The organism is Bradyrhizobium sp. CAR08, from assembly GCF_052871955.1.
This window is the reverse complement of the sequence record NZ_JBIXJX010000007.1, coordinates 279,702-298,115: the sequence shown is the minus strand read 5'-3', so window position 1 is coordinate 298,115 and position 18,414 is coordinate 279,702. Positions and strand designations below refer to the sequence as shown.

15 protein-coding genes are annotated in these 18,414 nt (G+C 64.2%); 10 read left to right on the top strand and 5 right to left on the bottom strand.

From position 1 onward, the window contains the following. Positions 1–97 precede the first annotated feature (97 nt). From ACIPUD_RS17300 to ACIPUD_RS17290, 3 genes are all read left to right on the top strand, one after another. Positions 98–1,660 carry a hypothetical protein gene (locus ACIPUD_RS17300; protein WP_446481212.1) on the top strand — a complete coding sequence of 521 codons (1,563 nt, stop codon included), beginning with the start codon at positions 98–100 and terminating at the stop codon, positions 1,658–1,660. A gap of 175 nt (positions 1,661–1,835) precedes the next feature. Continuing rightward, complete coding sequence (locus ACIPUD_RS17295; RefSeq protein ID WP_018458547.1) at positions 1,836–2,831, top strand: glycosyltransferase family 2 protein; 996 nt, start codon at positions 1,836–1,838, stop codon at positions 2,829–2,831. A gap of 8 nt (positions 2,832–2,839) precedes the next feature. Further along, positions 2,840–3,523, top strand: a complete 684-nt coding sequence (locus ACIPUD_RS17290; protein WP_018458546.1) for a class I SAM-dependent methyltransferase — start codon at positions 2,840–2,842, stop codon at positions 3,521–3,523. A 1-nt stretch (position 3,524) separates the two neighbouring features. On the opposite strand, the gene ACIPUD_RS17285 is transcribed toward ACIPUD_RS17290, so the two are convergent. Beyond that, on the bottom strand, positions 3,525–4,970 hold the full coding sequence (locus ACIPUD_RS17285) for a hypothetical protein (RefSeq protein WP_247366786.1): 1,446 nt from the start codon (positions 4,968–4,970) through the stop codon (positions 3,525–3,527). A 198-nt stretch (positions 4,971–5,168) separates the two neighbouring features. Between ACIPUD_RS17285 and ACIPUD_RS17280 the strand changes: the two genes are divergently transcribed. The 3 genes from ACIPUD_RS17280 (at position 5,169) to ACIPUD_RS17270 (ending at position 10,054) form a co-directional block, all read left to right on the top strand. After that, entirely contained in the window at positions 5,169–5,588 is a 420-nt protein-coding gene (locus ACIPUD_RS17280; protein WP_446481211.1) for a hypothetical protein, read from the top strand. Between the two features lie 215 nt (positions 5,589–5,803). Beyond that, positions 5,804–7,438: a thiamine pyrophosphate-requiring protein gene (locus ACIPUD_RS17275; protein WP_018458542.1), complete on the top strand. Its 1,635-nt coding sequence runs from the start codon at positions 5,804–5,806 to the stop codon at positions 7,436–7,438. Positions 7,439–7,552: 114 nt separating this feature from the next. Then, positions 7,553–10,054 (top strand): GAF domain-containing protein, encoded by a 2,502-nt coding sequence (locus tag ACIPUD_RS17270; protein WP_446481210.1) that lies wholly within the window; start codon positions 7,553–7,555, stop codon positions 10,052–10,054. Positions 10,055–10,060: 6 nt separating this feature from the next. On the opposite strand, the gene ACIPUD_RS17265 is transcribed toward ACIPUD_RS17270, so the two are convergent. Together ACIPUD_RS17265 and ACIPUD_RS17260 are read right to left on the bottom strand one after the other, a co-directional pair. After that, the gene (locus ACIPUD_RS17265) at positions 10,061–11,641 is read right to left on the bottom strand and encodes an MDR family MFS transporter (protein WP_018458540.1); all 1,581 of its coding nucleotides are present in this window, start codon (positions 11,639–11,641) and stop codon (positions 10,061–10,063) included. A 155-nt stretch (positions 11,642–11,796) separates the two neighbouring features. Further along, on the bottom strand, positions 11,797–12,312 hold the full coding sequence (locus ACIPUD_RS17260; RefSeq protein WP_026233606.1) for a YcgN family cysteine cluster protein: 516 nt from the start codon (positions 12,310–12,312) through the stop codon (positions 11,797–11,799). Positions 12,313–12,607: 295 nt separating this feature from the next. Between ACIPUD_RS17260 and ACIPUD_RS17255 the strand changes: the two genes are divergently transcribed. The 4 genes from ACIPUD_RS17255 (at position 12,608) to ACIPUD_RS17240 (ending at position 16,666) form a co-directional block, all read left to right on the top strand. After that, a complete protein-coding gene (locus tag ACIPUD_RS17255; protein WP_085352296.1) occupies positions 12,608–14,896 on the top strand; it encodes a transglycosylase domain-containing protein in 2,289 nt (762 codons plus the stop codon). A gap of 8 nt (positions 14,897–14,904) precedes the next feature. After that, on the top strand, positions 14,905–15,483 hold the full coding sequence (locus ACIPUD_RS17250; protein ID WP_007593444.1) for a DUF1214 domain-containing protein: 579 nt from the start codon (positions 14,905–14,907) through the stop codon (positions 15,481–15,483). After that, a complete protein-coding gene (locus ACIPUD_RS17245; protein ID WP_018458536.1) occupies positions 15,480–16,064 on the top strand; it encodes a DUF1254 domain-containing protein in 585 nt (194 codons plus the stop codon). The genes ACIPUD_RS17250 and ACIPUD_RS17245 overlap by 4 nt, the downstream gene beginning before the upstream one ends. A gap of 425 nt (positions 16,065–16,489) precedes the next feature. Continuing rightward, positions 16,490–16,666: a hypothetical protein gene (locus tag ACIPUD_RS17240; RefSeq protein ID WP_018458535.1), complete on the top strand. Its 177-nt coding sequence runs from the start codon at positions 16,490–16,492 to the stop codon at positions 16,664–16,666. Positions 16,667–16,748: 82 nt separating this feature from the next. Here ACIPUD_RS17240 and ACIPUD_RS17235 read toward each other — a convergent pair whose 3' ends face one another. Next, positions 16,749–17,651, bottom strand: coding sequence for a universal stress protein (locus tag ACIPUD_RS17235; RefSeq protein WP_018458534.1), 903 nt, complete (start codon positions 17,649–17,651; stop codon positions 16,749–16,751). Between the two features lie 253 nt (positions 17,652–17,904). After that, a complete protein-coding gene (locus tag ACIPUD_RS17230; protein WP_018458533.1) occupies positions 17,905–18,033 on the bottom strand; it encodes a hypothetical protein in 129 nt (42 codons plus the stop codon). Positions 18,034–18,414: the final 381 nt, after the last annotated feature.

Here is an 18,414-nt window from a genome sequence, read left to right as displayed (position 1 = left end):
ACCCCAGTTTGATTTTCGCGAAGTTCGCATTATTGGCGTTGTGTCGCGCGGTTGCGCTGTCGTAGAGCGTAAGCTCAAACTCTAGCGGCCCTATGACATGATTCCTTCCGACAAGCCGACCTCGACAATCTGGGCTCGTCTTGGCTCGGACCGATCGACGCCGATCAGCGTTCTTGCTGTCCTGGCGGCCCTGTCGTTTCTTCCGGTGCTGCTGACCCCTATCCCCGCGATGGTCGACTATCCCAATCATCTCGCCCGGATGTACATTCTGAGCCAGAACGGCACTCCCAATGCCAATCCGTATTACGAAGTGGCCTGGGCATTCTATCCCAACCTTGGAATGGATCTGCTGGTCCCGCAAATGGCGCGGCTGATCAACGTCGAGAACGCCACGCGCCTGTTTCTGCTCCTGAGCCAATTGCTGATCGTCGGAGGCGCGCTTTTGCTCGAATGGGCCCGGAAGGGACGGGTCCATCTCGCCGGCTTTGCGGCGCTCGCTTTCCTTTATTGTCTGCCGTTCAGCTGGGGCTTCGTGAATTTCGAGTTCGGACTGGGCCTCGCTCTTTGCGGCATCGCCGTCTATCTGATGCTCGCGGAGCGCCCATGGCCACTGCGTTTCGTCGTCAACATGGTCTTCGTCGCTGCGCTGTTTGCAGCACATTTCTTCTCCCTCGGCGTCTATGGCGCGACGCTCGGCGTCTACGAGCTCTCGCGCATCCGCCATGGGCGAAGGTCGTACGGGGTCGCCGCCGCGCGGCTCGGCGCGTTGGCCATACCGGCGCTTGCCCTCTTTGGGATCATGCGCATGACCGCGGGATCGATCGGAAGCGAAGGAACGAGCTGGTTCATCGGATTCAAGCCGATCTGGCCGTTGCGCATCATGAACGGTTACAATCTGACGATCGCAGCGGCGACCGGGCTTACGCTGATGGTCTCGCTGTTCTTCGCCGCAAGACGCGGCGTCCTCAAGCTCGAAACAGCCGGGACCTGGCTCGCGATCGGCTTCGCGCTGCTCTACGTCGTCATTCCCTCGAAGCTGTTCGGAACCTCGTTCGTCGACCTGCGCGTCATTCCCGCTGCGGCTCTGATCCTGCCGGCCTTCTGCTCGCTGACGCTGCCCAGCCGGGCGTGGAGAATGGCAGCGCTCGCCGCGATCAGTGGCGTCATACTGATCAATCTCGCCGTCGTGCTCACGGTGTGGCTGCCTTACCGCACCGACTATGCGGCCATCGTCGAGTCGTTCCACAAGATCGATCGCGGCTCGCGCATCCTCGTCGCCAGCACGGACGACAATGGAGACCCGCCCTTCGCCGACCTCACCTCATATCCGATGTACTATGCACCTACGCTGGCCGTGCACTATGCCAACGCGTTCGTGCCCAATCTATTCACGGAAGCGGGCAAGCAGCCCGTGCGGCCACGCGAGGACGTGCGCCGTCTTGCCATTCCCTACGGGGGGCCGGTGCCGCTGGGCGTGCTTACCGCGATTGCGGCAAGCCGGCCGCCGGCAGGCGTTCCGCCGTTCGTCCGCACCTGGCATCAGGACTTCGACTATCTCTATGTCCTCGGGCCGCGAGCCGCAAACCCGCTGCCGGATCTGCTGGAAGCGCTGGACACCTCTGAGCGATTTGTTCTCTACAAGATCCGCCGCAAGTCCTAGACCGCAAGTCCTAGGCCGAAGCCGCGGCTGCCCAGCGTGGTTAATCGGGCATCACCATCTGCACCCGCCTTTTGGAAGCCACCGCGGTGCCCCATATCCTTAATGGTTGTGGCAAGGCGACCTTAACCACCGCCGGCATAGACTTCCGCTCCTGCAACGAGTTGGACTCTCTCGCATGGCGGCCAATTTCCAGTCGATCCGCTACAGCCTCGTCATCCCCGTGTTCAACGAGGAAGCCGTGCTGCCGGTGCTGCTGCGCAGGCTCGACCTCGTCTTGTCCCGGCTCGACGGGCCGGCAGAGGCGATCTTCGTTGACGACGGCAGCAGCGATTCCAGCTCGATCGTGCTACAGGCACTCGCCACGCGCGACCCGCGCTTTCGCTATATCGGCCTGTCGCGAAATTTCGGGCATCAGATCGCCATCACCGCCGGCATGGACGCCGCGCAAGGTGAAGCGATCATCGTCATGGATGCCGATTTGCAGGATCCGCCCGAAGTGATCGAGCAATTGATCGCAAAATGGCAGGAAGGCAACGACATCGTCCACGCCCGCCGCCTGTCGCGCGACGGCGAAAGCCGATTCAAGCGCGCGACCGCGCATCTGTTCTACCGGCTTCTCGGCAGGATGTCCTCGGTCGGCATCCCCGCCGACGTCGGCGACTTCCGCCTGATCGATCGCAAGGTGCTCGACGCGCTTCGGCAGATGCCGGAGCAGGACCGCTTCGTACGCGGCATGATCGCCTGGCTCGGCTTCCGGCAGGCGGAGGTCACCTTCCACCGCCTCGAGCGAGCAGCGGGCGAGACCAAATATCCGCTGTTCAAGATGCTGCGGCTCGCGATGAACGCCGCGCTCGGCTTTTCCGATCTGCCCTTGCGCCTGGCAATCTGGTGCGGATTGACGGTCTCAGGTCTGGCACTGCTCTATGGCGGCTGGGTGATCCTGTTGTGGCTCAGCAACGATAGTCATCTCGTGACCGGCTGGTCCTCGACGATGGTCGTCATGTCCCTGCTGTGTGGAATGAACATGCTGATGACGGGTATCGTGGGGCTTTACGTCGGCCGCATCCATGCCGAGGTGAAACGTCGACCGCTCTACGTGGTGCAGACCCGCGCTGGCTTCGACCGCAACGAGGCGGCAGCCGCACCCGCGATCCACGCCGTCAACGAGTGACACAGCGCATGACCGAGCTCTTCGACGGCTATCACGACAACTACCGTGACGTGGTCCAATCCTCGATCGACTTCTCCGGCTTGCCGCATCATTTCTTCATGCGCGCCAAGGCCGATCTGCTGGGCAACCTGATCGCGCAGCGGCTCGACACGGAGAGGCCCGACATGCTGGACGTCGGCTGCGGCGTAGGCAGCCTTCATCCACTGCTGCACGGCATGGTCGGCCGCTTGAGCGGCATCGACGTCTCGTCGGCCAGCCTGGCGCAGGCGCGCGCTGACAACGGCAGGGTCGACTACCGTGAGTTCGACGGCCGCACCTTTCCTTTCGACGATGCCAGCTTCGATCTGGTCACGGCCGTCTGCGTGATGCACCATCTCGTGCCAACGGAATGGGCGCAATTCATCGCGGAGATGCGGCGCGTGACGCGCCCCGGTGGACTCGTCTGCGTCATCGAGCACAATCCGTACAACCCGCTGACCCGTCTTGCCGTCGCGCGTTGTGAGTTCGACCGGGACGCCGTCTTGCTCGGGGCCGGCACAACCCGAAAATTGATGGCTGCCGGCGGCTTGCGCGAGATCGGTGCGCGCCATTTCCTGCTGCTGCCCTGCGACACCAAGCCGTCGCGGCGTCTCGAAGCGACCCTGAGCGGCGTGCCGCTCGGCGGCCAATACGCCGCCTACGGGACCGCTTGATCTATCTTTGCGGTATATCTCGCCGCTTGTGCACGACCGCCACGTCGTCGCTGTAGACGCGCTGCCATTGGGGCAGCCGGTCCAGCATCGCTATAGCCGGCGTCCCCGGCGCGAGCAACGTCGCGCCGATGCTGTATTCGTCGAGCAATCTGAGAAAGTCGCCGAGATCGACGAGCGCCAGGGCGCGATTGTAGCGGTTGATGAACGCTCCCCCGTACAGTTCACCGCGACCGTCGATAAAGGTGGGAATGCCGGCAAAGATCAAATAGCCACCGAAGGTATAATCGTTGAGCACGTGCCCCGCTGCGGCGAGGTTGGCTTCAGCGATGGCAGCCTGAGGGGTGATGGCCGGAGCCGGCCGTATATCACGGGCCAGCGTCGCCCCGCTCACCGCAATCAACACACCGAGGGCGGCCAGGTTCAGGCGGCGCGACGAGCCGGCCGCATCTTTCCCAATCGGTCCGCCGAACTTTCGCCCCAGCGGAGCCGCCAGATAGAGCGGCGCCAGCATGGCCAGCAGATCCGCATTGCGGATCTGGGCCAGCGCGAAATGCAGCAAGCCGATCACGACCAAGGCCCGGACCACCGGCAGCGTCACGCCGCGCGAGAGCGCGAAGATCCCGGCCAGCAGCAACAGCTCGAAGAAGCCTATATGGCTGAAATCCTGCGGCCGCCATTCCGCGATCCAACCGAGCGCGGGGCCGAGGCCGAGCGTGGTCAGCGGCATCAGCAGCGGTTCCGGCCCGTAGGGGGTCAGGCAGGACGCCGCGACCGCAAGCGCCGTGAACGGCAGCCAACGCAGGAATACGCGTGGCCATTCACTACGCTCCTCGCAGAGCAGCGCCTCGAGCCCTGCAGGGCCGATCAGTCCAAGCGCCAGCACCACACTGCCGTGCAGATTGGCCCACACGACCAGCAGCGGAAGGGCCCAGTACGGCGGAGGCCCTCGACAATCCATGCAGCGTACCAGGGCCGCCGCCCAGGTCACCATCAGCGGCAGCACCAGTACATGTGGCCGCGCCAGCATATGCGGCGCCAAGAGGATGACGGCCACGATCACCATGAGCAGCGTCTGGGTCGGCGAAAGCTCGCGCAGCAGGAAGAAGGTGAACAGGCCAAAGGCGAGCGCTATCGCCGCGGCGCCGACGACGAGGACGCCTGGCCAGCCGGCGAGCGCGTAGGCTGCGGCGTAGATCACCTCCGAGAGCCATTCGAAGGTGATCCAGGGAGCGCCGTGCCTCGAAAAGGAAAATGGGTCGGTCGCTGGCAGCGTGCCATGCGCGATGATCCAGCGCCCGACCTCGATGTGGGAATAGCTGTCGGGATCATTGAGCAGCCGCGGTCCAAGGATCAGCAGCAGGCCATAGACGCCAAGGCTCACCAGCCAGGGAAGCGCCGCACGCGCCGAAAACGGTTGAACCTCGCTGTGGACGACCTGGTCACTCATGGCGAGCGCAAGTTAGGGCGCAAGCGTTAAATTCCTCTTTGACTTGACAGGGCCTGGCTTGGTGCGCGGCGGGCCGGTCACGCTTTGTGAACTATATTCCCGGTAGCGAAATCCGGGCTGCGGCGCTTTGACGACCATGCGGGTCCTGATACGCTTCACACTGTCAATCGACGAACCACGGCGGCTTGAAGGATGCGGATGAGAAGCGTGATGCTCTTGGCTTTCAGCCTCATCTTTGTTGGCGTCTGGTCGCAGGACAGCGCGAGAGGGCAGACTTCGGCCGCGCCGTCGGTTTCGCTTTCTCCGCCCAATGCATCGCCGCCGCATGCGGGCGCCAAAACTTCCAGACCTCCGCCGGCAGCATCCATCAGAGAAGCTTCGCCGCCGGTGATCGGCGGGCTTCCATCGGCGCCGAACCCAGCTGCCGACTACGATGGCTTCAGCGTAGGTATCGGCGACGGCAACGACACCTCGAGCCAGGTAGTCCCGCCTGTGAGGTCACGCAATGCGAAGGGCTCCAGGGCCGATCCGGGTGCGAAAGGCGCCGCTGAGCAATTGATCGATCAAGAAGGCGAGTCGCTGAAACGCAAGCTGATGATCTGCCAAAGCTGCAAGTAGCGGTCGTAGTCCGGATGGAGCGCAGCGAAATTCGTCACTGGTCTATCCGGGTGGAACGGCCCCGGATTGCGCTGCGCTCCATCCGGGCTATGGCACTCGCTGCATAGCTGACCCACCGCGACTCTCATCGTCCGCGCTTTACCCTCCCCGGATTTCCTGATCCTCTCTCCCCTAATCGGCCGGAGCAACCGGCCTACGCCAGGGAGAGAGACGCCATGAAGCTCGGCACCGCGATTGCGGAAATCATGAAGCGCGAGGGGATCGGGATCCTCTGCGGCTATCCGGTCAACCATCTGATCGAGCATGCGGCCAAGGCCGATATCCGGCCGGTGATGGTGCGGCAGGAGCGCGTCGGCATCCACATGGCGGATGCGATCTCGCGGGTGACATCGGGACGCTCGATCGGCGCGTTCTGCATGCAGCATGGCCCCGGTGCGGAGAATGCGATGGGCGGCGTTGCGCAATGCTACGGCGAATCCGTTCCCGTACTGGTGCTGCCAATGGGCTATCAGCGCAGGCTTGCGCATATCGAGCCGAACTTCAATTCCAGCGAGGCGATGAAGGCGTTTTCGAAATCGTCGGAGCCGATCATCCTGGCCGCGGAAGTCGCCAACATTTTTCGCCGCGCCTTTACCAAGCTGAAGAACGGCCGCGGCGGCCCTGTGATCGTCGAGATCCCTGCGGACATGTGGAACGAGGAGGTGCCGGAGCCGCTGAACTACACGCCTGTGCTGCGCACCCGCTACGGCGCGGATCCCATTCATATGAAGGAGGCGGCCGACCTGCTCGTCAACGCCAAGCGCGCGGCGATCTATGCCGGCCAGGGCGTGCATTACGCCCAGGCGTGGCCACAACTGAAGCGGCTGGCCGAACGGCTCGCCATTCCCGTCACGACCAGCCTTGGGGGCAAATCGTCCTTCCCGGAAACGCATCCGCTCTCGCTCGGCTCCGGCGGCCTTGCGGTGCCGCGCGCCGTGCCGAAGTTTCTGGCTGAGGCCGACCTCATTTTCGGCATCGGCTGCTCCTTCACTGAAACAAGCTTCGGCATCGCGATGCCCAAAGACAAAACCATCATCCACTCCACACTCGATCCGAACCATCTCAACAAGGACGTGGAAGCCAGGATTGGCCTCGTCGGCGATGCCGGGCTTGTGCTCGACGCGCTGCTGGAGGAGATCGGCAAGACCGTCAGCGCGGATCGCGACGCGTCGGCGGTGGCAGCCGAGATCGCGGCTTCGCACAAGGAGTGGCTGGCGAAATGGATGCCGAAGCTCACCAGCAATGATGCGCCCTTGAGCCCCTATCGCGTGCTGTGGGACCTGCAACATACCGTCGACATCCGCAACACCATCATCACCCACGATGCCGGCAGCCCCCGCGACCAGCTTTCGCCGTTCTGGAAGTCGGTCGAGCCCCTCACCTATCTTGGCTGGGGCAAGACGACGCAACTCGGCTACGGCCTTGGGCTGGCCATGGGCGCAAAGCTCGCAAAGCCTGACAAGCTCTGCATCAATGTCTGGGGCGACGCCGCGATCGGCTTCACCGGCATGGATTTCGAGACCGCGGTGCGCGAGCGCATCCCGATCATGTCGATCCTGCTGAACAATTTTTCAATGGCGATCGAATTGAAGGTGATGCCGGTCTCGACCGAGAAATATCGCTCGACCGACATTTCCGGAGACTACGCCGCGATGGCGCGCGCCTTCGGCGGCTATGGAGAGCGGGTGACGAGACCTGAGGACATCACCCCCGCGATCAGGCGCGGCATCCAGAAGACGCAGGAAGGCGTTCCCGTGCTGCTGGAGTTCATCACCAGCAAGGAGACCGAGGTGTCGCGGCCGGGCACGTGAAGCGGGCCGGATTCCGGCAGCAAAACTCGCTGTCGCGGAGGCTGGCTCCGGCCGCAGGAGATGTGATAATCCGCCTCGGTGCCGCGCTTGTCGCGGCATCAAGCCGGATTGCGAATGACCGCCCCTTCCAACGACATCGCGGAATTTAAACGCCTGTTGCAGGCGGCCACAGCCGAGAACGCGCAGCTTCGCAGCGAGCTCGCGATTGCGCGCGATCGTCAGAACGCCAGCGCCGGGATTCTGCGCACCATCGCGGCCTCTCCGTCCGATGCCCGGCCGGTCTTCGAGGCGATCGCGTCCAGCTCCCGGCGCTTGCTCGGCGGCTTCTCCGCCACCGTGCTTCAGTTCATCGAGGACGAGCTCCACCTCGTGGCGTTTACACCAACGAGCCCCGAGGCGGACGAAGGGCTCAAGGCGTCGTTCCCGCGCAAGATTGCCGACTTTCCGACCTTTGCGCTGGTGCGTGGCGGCGAGACGATCCAGTTTCCCGATAGCGAAGCCGCGGAGGTCCCGGAGCTGAATCGGAACCTTGCGCGGCTGCGCGGCTTCCGCAGCGTGCTGTTCATGCCCCTGATGAATCGGGCGACGCCAGTCGGCATGATCAGCGTCACGCGCGCCGAGCCCGGCGCGTTCGCAGCCGACCACGTCCAGCTGCTCCAGACCTTCGCCGATCAGGCAGTGATCGCGATCGAGAATGCGCGCCTGTTCAACGAGACACGCGAGACGCTGGAGCGTCAGACCGCCACCGCCGACATTCTGAAAGTGATGGCCGCCTCGCCGTCCGACGTACAGCCGGTGTTCGACGCCATCGCGGCCAATGCCAACCGGCTGATCGGCGGCTTCTCCACCGCGGTGCTGCGCTACATTGGGGGCGCGGCGCACCTTGCGGCGTTCACGCCGACCGATCCGGCCGGCGATCGCGTGCTGCAGGCCTCGTTCCCGGTGCCATTCGCGCAGTTCCCGCCCTACCGGCTCGTGGCCAATGGTGTGGCGGCGCAATTGCCCGACACCGAAGTCGAACCCGCAGCCCGCGACATCGCGCGCGCCCGGGGCTACCGCAGCATGCTGTTCGCGCCCTTGATGAGCGACGGCGCGGCGATCGGCGTCATCATCGCCACGCGGCGCGCGACCGGCGCGTTCGGCGAGCATCACGTGCGGCTATTGCAGACCTTCGCTGACCAGGCGGTGATTGCGATCAAGAATGTCAGCCTGTTCAACACCACGAGGGAAGCGCTGGAACGGCAGACCGCGACCGCCGACATCCTCAAGGTGATCGCGGCCTCGCCCGCGGATGTGACGCCGGTGTTCCAGGCGATCTCCGACAGCGCCAAGTCCCTGGTCGGCGGACATTCCTCCACCGTCACGCGCGTCATCGACGACCTGCTGCACCTGGCCGCCTTCAGCACCGACAACGAAGCCGGCAATGAAGAGCTGCTCAATTCGTTCCCGGTGCCGCTGTCGGCATCCGGCATTCACAGCCGGGTGGCAAGAAGCGGAGAGTTCGCATTCCGCAGCGACATGCAGAACGAGCCCGACCTCACGGACGCCATGAGAGAGCTGGCGCGGACGCGAGGCTATCGCAGCATCCTCGTGATCCCGATGCTACGCGACGGCGTCGCGATCGGCACCATCGGCGTGACGCGGCCGGAGGCCGGTCCTTTCCCGGACAAGGCGATCGCCCTGCTCAAGACCTTTGCAGACCAGGCCGTGATCGCCATCGAGAACACGCGCCTGTTCAACGAGGTGCAGGACCGCACCCGGGACCTCGCCAAATCGCTCGACGATTTGCGCGCTGCCCAGGACCGGCTGGTCCAGACCGAGAAGCTGGCTTCGCTCGGCCAGCTCACCGCCGGCATCGCGCACGAGATCAAGAACCCGCTCAACTTCGTCAACAACTTTGCATCGCTCTCCGCCGAGCTGACGGACGAGCTGAACGCGGCGCTCGCGCCTGTCCCGCTCGCGGACGACGTTCGTAGCGAGGTCGACGAGCTGACCGGACTGTTGAAGGACAATCTCGCGAAGATCGTGCAGCATGGCAGGCGCGCCGACTCCATCGTCAAGAACATGCTGCTGCATTCCCGCGAGGGCGGCGGCGAGCATCGGCTGAGCGACATCAACGCACTGGTCGAGGAGAGCCTCAACCTCGCCTATCACGGCGCCCGCGCCGAGAAGCCACAGTTCCACGTGACGCTGAAGCGCGAGCTCGATCCGGCGGCCGGACAAGCGGAAGTGTTTCCGCAGGAGATCACCCGGGTGCTGCTGAACCTAATCTCGAATGGCTTCCACGCGGTCGCCAAGCGCAAGTCGGATGACGGCGCCGCCGATTACGAGCCGGTAGTGATCGCCGCGACACGCGACCGGGGCGACAGTATCGAGATCCGCATCCGCGACAATGGCACCGGCATTCCGCACGAGGTGAAGGAAAAGATGTTCGATCCGTTCTTCACCACCAAGCCGGCCGGCGAAGGCACCGGCCTCGGATTGTCGATGAGCCACGATATCGTGGTGAAGCAGCACGGCGGCACAATCGACGTCGCGACGGAGCCCGGCGCGTTCACCGAGTTCACGATTCGATTGCCGCGAAGCAGCAGCTTTCCGGACGGACGCCGCGGCTAGCGGTTCTTATTCCGCCATCTCGACGGGTTGCGTCGTGGACGGACCGGCCAGCGGCCGCTCCTCCATCATGATCAGGCAGAGCGCGGCGCCAGCCATCAGCGCGGTGGCGGCGCCGAAGACGTAGCGGAACGCATGCCGCATGTCGTCCGCGGGGATCGCATTGACGGCGCCGTGATGCTCGCCGGCGAGCGGAACGTCGGCACCGAGCGCGATGAGCAGGATGGCCGCGAACGCCGCAACCGTGAACGAGGACATAAGCGAGCGGAAGAAGTTCAACGCGCCCGTGATGGTGCCGACCTGCGGACGGGCGACCGAATTCTGCACCGAGACGACGCAGACCGGAAAGGTGGTGCCGAGGCCAAGCGCAAACGCAGCCATCAGCGTCAGCAGCGCCCAGAGCGGCAACGTCGTCAACGTGAGGCCGAGGCCGCACAGCGCTGCCCAGGACGTTCCTACGATGGCGACCCGCTTGTAGTGCTTGGCCCGCGCCATGGTGCGACCAGCGATGGCCGCGCCGCAGGTCGAGACCGCCGCGAGCGGAATCAGCGCGAGGCCCGCTTCGCTGGCGCTGAGGTGATAGACCGCCTCGTAATAGAGCGGCAGCTGCACCGTGAGGCCCGTGATCGCACCGAGCGCGCAACCGCCGGCCGTCAGCCCGAACGGCACAACCGATCCTCCGAGCAGCGGCAGCGGCAGGAACGGCTCTTCCGCCCGGCGCGCGTGCCACACGAAGGTGACCGCGAGCGCTACAGCGCCGCCCACCATCGCAAGCACGGTGGGCGAGAGCCACGGGAAGCGCGTGCCCCCCCAGGTCAGCACCAGCATGAAGACGACGGCAGAGGCCATCAGCAGCACGCCGCCGATCCAGTCGACCTTGCGCTTGCGGTGGAACACCGGAATCTTCTTCATCCTGGGCAGCAGCAACGCGATCGCCGCCGCCGCGAGCGGCACATTGATCCAGAAGATCATCGACCAGTGCAGATGCTCGGCGAACACGCCGCCGATGACCGGGCCGAGAATGCCGCCGACCATCCAGACGCTGGAGAAATAGGCTTGATACTGGCCGCGCTCGCGTGGGCTCACGACGTCGGAGATCACGGTCTGCACCACCGGCATGATGCCGCCGCCACCCAGTCCCTGGAGACCGCGTGCAAGAATCAGCATCGGCAGGTTCGGAGCGATCGCGCACAGCACCGAGCCCGCGACGAACAGGCTGAGCGAGATGATGATCATCACACGGCGCCCGTAGATGTCGCTGAGCGTGCCGAAAACCGGCGCGACCGCGGTCGAGGCGAGCAGATAGGCGGTGATGACCCAGGAGAGATTGGAGACGTCGTGGAACTGGCGTCCGATGGTCGGCAGCGCGGTGGCGACGATGGTCTGGTCCAGTGCGGCCAGGAACATCGTCAACATCAGGCTGATGACGATGGTGCGGACCTCGTCCTGCGACAGCGGCGCCGGCGGCGCGAGCGAAGGAGCGTCATCGACGCTCAAGACCTCGCTCGGAAGGCGCGACAATTCCTCGGCGATGTCGTCGGGCAATGTCTGGGTGTCGGCAGAACTGCTCTGCCGCTCGAACTTGTTCATCTCGACCGGAAGCCATGAGGCGGCGCAACACCGCGAAGGATTCGTTCTATGCAGTCAATGTAGACAGCAAAGTTCTTCTCAGGCAGGCACCGCGGCGCATGGGAGCATCCCACCCCACGGCCATCGCGAGGACGTGATCTACCTGGTGCGGCGGATCAGTCCTTCGGACGTCGCTTCAGGCGCGCCCGTTTTGGCAGCTGCGCCGGCCACTGCACGATGTGGTTCTCGAGCTCATCGTCCGGAATCTCGACCTCGCTGCCTTCGACCCGTCCGCGTACGGAGACGCCCGCGTCATGCACGGTGTCGGGATCGCCTGACACCAGGGGATGCCACCAATAGAGGTCGCGGCCTTCCGCAACAAGCTTGTAGCCGCAGCTCGGCGGCAGCCAGTTCAGGGTGCGGACATTGGCCGGGGTCAGGCGGACGCAGTCCGGAACCTTGTCGGAACGATTCGCGTAGTCCTTGCAGCCGCAGGTCACCCCATCGAGCAGCTTGCAGCCGACATGGGTGAAATAGATGTCGCCGGTGCCATCTTCCTCGAGCTTGTTCAGGCAGCAGCGGCCGCAGCCGTCGCACAGGCTCTCCCATTCGGGCCCCGACATCTCTTCCAACGTCTTGGTTTTCCAGAAGAATCCTTCCTGGCCTGAAGGTCGTTTGGGAGCTGCGGTCATGCGCCTCAACAAAAGTTCGAAAGAGCTACGGTTGGTGCCATCTAGGGCGTGCGGCCGTGGGGCTGCAAGCAACGCCCGCGTGAGGCCCGTAATGAACCGGGGTCAATTAGGCCTGTTGTTCAAAATCGCAAGCGTGACCATTGGTTTATAGGCCCTGCTCGGCTAGAAGGAACAGCGAGTCCCCACCGTCGCTGGCCGGGCGCCTTGGGTTTGCCGCAACACTCCCGCAAGACGTCTCGATGCCGCCCCCGGCCGGGTGCTTGAACGCTTTCGAACCAAGCCGCAAGGGTTCTAGGTGCGCCAGATCATACCACCGCATTGGAAGGCCCGGATCCGGAATTTCTTCCTGGACCTCGATGCGCGCATCGACTCCTCGCTGTTCTCCTCGGCCAAGGGCATCCGCGAGCTCTACGAGCGCTACTCGACCTTCATGGACCGCTTCTATGTCGGGCGTTGGAAGCGCTGGGTGTTCATCGAGCCGCTGTCGGAGGCCGCGACGCTGGGCCTCGGCGGCCTGGTTGTGATGCTGACCCTCGCCATCCCCGCCTTCCGCGAGACCGCGGACGAGGACTGGCTGAAGAAGTCCGACCTCGCGGTGACCTTCCTCGACCGCTACGGCAACCCGATCGGCAGCCGCGGCATCAAGCACAACGATTCGATCCCGTTGGAAGATTTTCCGGACGTGCTGATCAAGGCGACGCTCGCGACCGAGGACCGCCGCTTCTACGAGCATTTCGGCATCGACATCGCCGGCACCGCGCGCGCGCTCGTCACCAACGCCCAGGCCGGCGGCGTCCGCCAGGGCGGCTCTTCGATCACCCAGCAGCTCGCCAAGAACCTGTTCCTGAGCAACGAGCGCACCATCGAGCGCAAGGTCAACGAAGCCTTCCTCGCGGTCTGGCTGGAATGGCGCCTGACCAAGAACGAGATCCTCAAACTGTATCTCGACCGCGCCTATATGGGCGGCGGCACCTTCGGCGTCGACGGCGCCGCGCATTTCTACTTCAACAAGTCGGCACGTGACGTGACGCTCGCCGAAGCCGCGATGCTCGCCGGCCTGTTCAAGGCGCCGACCAAATACGCGCCCCACATCAACCTGCCCGCCGCCCGCGCCCGCGCCAATGTCGTTCTCGACAATCTCGTCGACGCCGGCTTCATGACCGAGGGCCAGGTGTTCGGCGCCCGCCGCAACCCCGCCTTCGCGGTCGACCGCCGCTACGAGGCGTCGCCGAATTATTATCTCGACTACGCCTTCGACGAGATGCGCAAGCTGGTCGACACCTTCCCGAAATCCTACACTGAGCGCGTCTTCGTGGTCCGGCTCGCGATCGACACCAACGTGCAGAAGGCGGCGGAGGACGCGGTCGAGAACCAGCTGCGCCAGTTCGGCCGCGACTATCACGCGACGCAGGCCGCGACCGTCGTCTCCGATCTCGACGGCGGCATCCGCGCCATGGTCGGCGGCCGCGACTACGGCGCCAGCCAATTCAACCGCGCCACAGACGCCTACCGCCAGCCGGGCTCGTCGTTCAAGCCTTACGTCTACACCACCGCGCTCCTCAACGGCTTCACGCCGAATTCGATCGTGGTCGACGGCCCGGTCTGCATCGGCAATTGGTGCCCGCAGAACTATGGCCATTCCTATTCCGGCGCGGTGACACTGACGCAGGCGATCACGCGCTCGATCAACGTTGTACCCGTCAAGCTGTCGATCGCGATCGGCCAGAAGGAGCAGCCGAAGGCGCCGAACCCGGCCAAGATCGGCCGCGCCAAGATCGTCGAGGTCGCGCGCCGCTTCGGCCTCAAGGCACCGCTGCCCGACACGCCGTCGCTGCCGATCGGCTCGGACGAAGTCACCGTGCTCGAGCACGCGGTGGCATATGCGACCTTCCCCAACCGCGGCAAGGCAGTGACGCCGCATTCCGTGCTGGAAGTGCGCACCGGCGCGGGCGATCCGGTCTGGCGCTGGGACCGCGACGGGCCGAAGCCGCGCCAGGCGATTCCCGCCTCCGTAGCCGCCGACATGGCTGGCATGATGAGCCACGTCGTCAGCGAAGGCACCGCGCGCCGCGCAGCGCTCGACGGCATTCCGACTGCGGGCAAGACCGGCACCACCAATGCCTATCGCGACGCCTGGTTCGTCGGCTACACCGGCAATTTCACCTGCGCGGTCTGGTACGGCAATGACGACTATTCGCCGACTAACCGCATGACCGGCGGCTCGCTGCCGGCGCAGACCTGGCACGACATCATGCTCGCGGCGCATCAGGGCGTCGAGGTCCGGGAGATCGCCGGTATCGGCATGGGCCAGAAGCTGCCGCCCGAGCGGATCACCAACGCACAGGCCAATGCGGCGCCGAAGGTGCTGGAGACCAAGCCCGGTCCGCCGCCCGTATTGACCAAGCGCGGCGCCGACGTTTTGGTGCGCGTCGAGAAGCTGCTGGATGACGCGGCCAGGACCGCGGCCAAAGCGGCCGCCACCGACCCCAAGCAAGCCAAACCGGCATCGTCCACGAGCGCGCTCGCCTTCCCGCAGAACTATGCGGAAGAGAATGCGAACGCATCCGCCCCGCGCAAGAACTGACCGAACAAGTGCGGCTGATCCTGATCACATTGACGGCCCTTCTGCTCGCAACCGTGGTGGGCGTCGGCGCGACCTGGATGACGACGACGCGCGGCACCGAGATCGGCGCGCTGACCATCGGCCCCTGGACCGCGCGTCCGCGCACCGGCACCGCCGACGTCGATCCCTATTCGCGCGCCACCATCGTGCGCAACGGCGAGCTGCCTATCGGCACCGGCGACGGCGTCGCCTTCACCGCCACCGCCGACGACAAGAAGAAGGTGCTCGACGGCCGCTGCGACGTCGTGGTCTCCGGCGTGACACCGCCGGCACGGTTCTGGACGCTGACGCTTTATGACCGCAAGGGTCATCTCGTTCCCAATTCGCTGCAGCGCTACGGCTTCACCAGCCAGGAGATCGTGCGGCAGTCCGACGGCTCGTTCGAGATCCGCATCGCCTCGCGCTCGCGCGCCGGCAACTGGCTGCCGACCGGCGGCATCGAACGCTACGCGCTGATGCTGCGGCTCTACGACACCCCGGTCGGCGTTGCCACGCGCACCCAGCGCGACGCGCCGATGCCCACGATCACGACGGCGGGCTGCTCATGATCCGGCTGTTGTTCACCATCGTTGCCGGCGTGGTGCTGGGCCTCGTGGTCCATCTCGTCAGCGTGCTGGCGTTGCCGCGGATCGCGACCCAGGACGCCTATTCGCGGCTGACGCCGATGACCAAGCTCAACGCGGTCACGCAGCTTCCGCTCGCCGATCCGCAGACCTCGCCGATGCCGTTCATGGACCCGGCCTTTGCGCTCGCGATCTGCCGCTACGATCTGTCGAACGGGCCGATCAAGCTGACGGTCCCCGTCAGCCAAGCCTATACCTCGGTGTCGTTCTACACTCGCAACGAGATCGCCTACTACGCCATCAACGACCGCTCGGCGGGCAAGAAGGTGATCGAGCTCGACCTGATGACCGAGCCGCAGCACAACGAGCTGCCCGAAGACGAAGAGATCACCGCCGCCGACCGCCTGATCATCGATTCCCCCAGCACCACCGGCCTGATCGTGATGAAGGCGCTCGCCCCCGAGCCCGGCCTGATGCCGCAAGCGCAGTCAACCCTCGCTGCCGCGAGCTGCGGACCGCAGACCGAGCCGCCGGCCAAGGCGGAAGCACCGCGCGGACGGCGCTGAGGCGCGGCTTCGGCGGCGCAAAAACAAAAAAATCGAAAAACAACCCCATGCACAGTAGCGGGGGTATTGAAATCATTAGCCATTTTGATTGCACCAACTAGGCGTTTGCCGAACCGATACATCCCTGCCCGTCGTGCTGTTCAGCTTTGACACGTCGGGCAAAGCACTGGCAGAATGGCATCATCGAAAGTTCACCCGCGCGGAGCAATCCGCCGCGGGTTTTTTCATGCCGGAGCGCAGGTGCCATGATCGAGAAACACTATTGTCCCCCGTGCGGGCGGGACTAGCGACGCTGATGTCCCGAGCCCCGGTCTGTTACTTCAAGATCCTTGCTGATTCCAAATCCTCAATTCCGCTCGGTTTGGCGTCAACTGTTCCCGGTCACGGACGGCCGGTCACCAAGTGCTAAACGCGGAGATTGAGCAATGCCAAAGCATGACGAAACATCGAAGCAGCGGGAGAAGCGGGAACTCGACGAGGAATTGGACCGGCAATTGCAGCAAACCTTTCCGGCCAGCGATCCGCTGAAGATCACGCGGGGCTCAACTAAACCACAAGCAGCAAAGCCGGCTGCGCGCGACAGCGAACGACGGCGCCGCTAGTCTATCGATCATCCGGACAGAGCGGGAGCCGTGGTCTCGCGGAAAGAAGGGTTCGCCGGCGAGCGATGAGCCGCGGTACGCGTCACGCCTTTGGGTCGGTGCCGATCAGCGGATTTGACATTGTGCGTTCAGAGCCCGCGGGAGGAACAACGAGAACGTCCACACTCAACGAACGCAGGACTTCTTCCGTTACGCTCCCGATCAAGGCCCGAACCAATCCAGATCGCCCGTGCGTCCCCATCACCAGCATGTCAGGCTGCCTCTCCGAAACAGCACGGGTGATGACCTGCATGGGCCCGCCCTCGCCGACCTGGAGAGACCATCGTTGCGTGCCGAGCTTGTTCGCCACCAGAAACTTCGTCAGCTCCTCCGTTGCCTTCAGACGCTCGCTATCGACATATCCGCTGATGACGGCCGCGCTCGCACCGGAGCGGACCAATCGCGCTTTCGTCATCGGCGAGAAGGCGTGAAGGATCGTTGTTGCGCCCTGTGTCAAGAGTCCGGTGGACAGCCCCACGCGGATTGCATCGGCGGATGTATCCGACATATCGACCGGCACCAGAGCGCGTTCATAGCGCCGCTGCGCCTCGTTGTTCACCATCAGAACCGGATACCTTCCTCCGCGAATTACACGCTCGATTGTGGTGCCTGTGAAGATGTCGCGCAGAAACTGCTTGCGATGGGCTCCCATTACAACGAGATCCGCGTCGGCTGCTGCAGCCGCTCGCAATATCCCGTCAAAGGGATGGCCCTTGACCACGATCGGGTAGCACTGAACGTTTTGCAGCTCCGGCATGGATGCGATCTGCTCAACCAGCACCCGCTGTGCCTCACGCTCTTCGATGCGGATCAGCTCGGCTGGCTGATCCTCGTCGACGACATGAACAAGGTGCAGAGTTGCATCAGGGGAGCGCGCCAGGAGGCCGGCCTGCCGCAAAGCGCGATTGGACCGCGTCGAGAAATCTGTCGCAGCGACGATATTCATGTCAGAATCCTTACAATTGCGAACGGCCGCCGGCCCGATGGCCTGCCAAGCTCGACCAGCGCGGCAATTCGGTTGCCTTGCGGAGGGCCTATGACGCTGTTGCCTGCCAGCTTCGTTCGTCCAGGTTGGCCTGGACCGACGATCTGGAGCCGAGAAGCAACCAAGCATCGCGCCCCGCGAACATGCGGCGCACGATATCTTTCTCGCTCATAAGCAACTGTTGTACGCGGTGACGGAGGTGAACCTCCCAACGTCACCTTTTAGGATCGTGAGGAATTGGCGCTCGGCGGCGAGCGAATGCCTCGCGGAAGCCATCGGGATCTGAAATCCAGATGAACATGACCCATGAGGTCAGGACGAGCAGCGCGAAGAACACCGACATGAGAAACTCCCGGCTTTGGTTGCAGAAATGTTGAGGTACCATCCCGGACGATCTGAATCGTCCGGGTTACCGGCGGATCTGCAGCTGGGTCCTATAAATCCGGCGTCGTAGCGTTGTAGTCATCACTGCCTCTGTTTGCGGTGCGGCTCGCTTGCGAGCGGCATGTGCATTGCTCTGCTCTGCCGGGCACCGAGCTTCCAGCCCTCGCGAACGCGGCATGGACTGAGTTCGGGGCTGATTGCCTCCGATCAGGCGGCCAACATGCAAAGACTTCGGCGAACTCGCCTACTACTCAGCGTACATGCATCATGTACTTAGAGGTGGGCATGCGATGCAGGAAATCAAATGCGACATTTGGCCTGGATTGGCCGACTGGCCGAT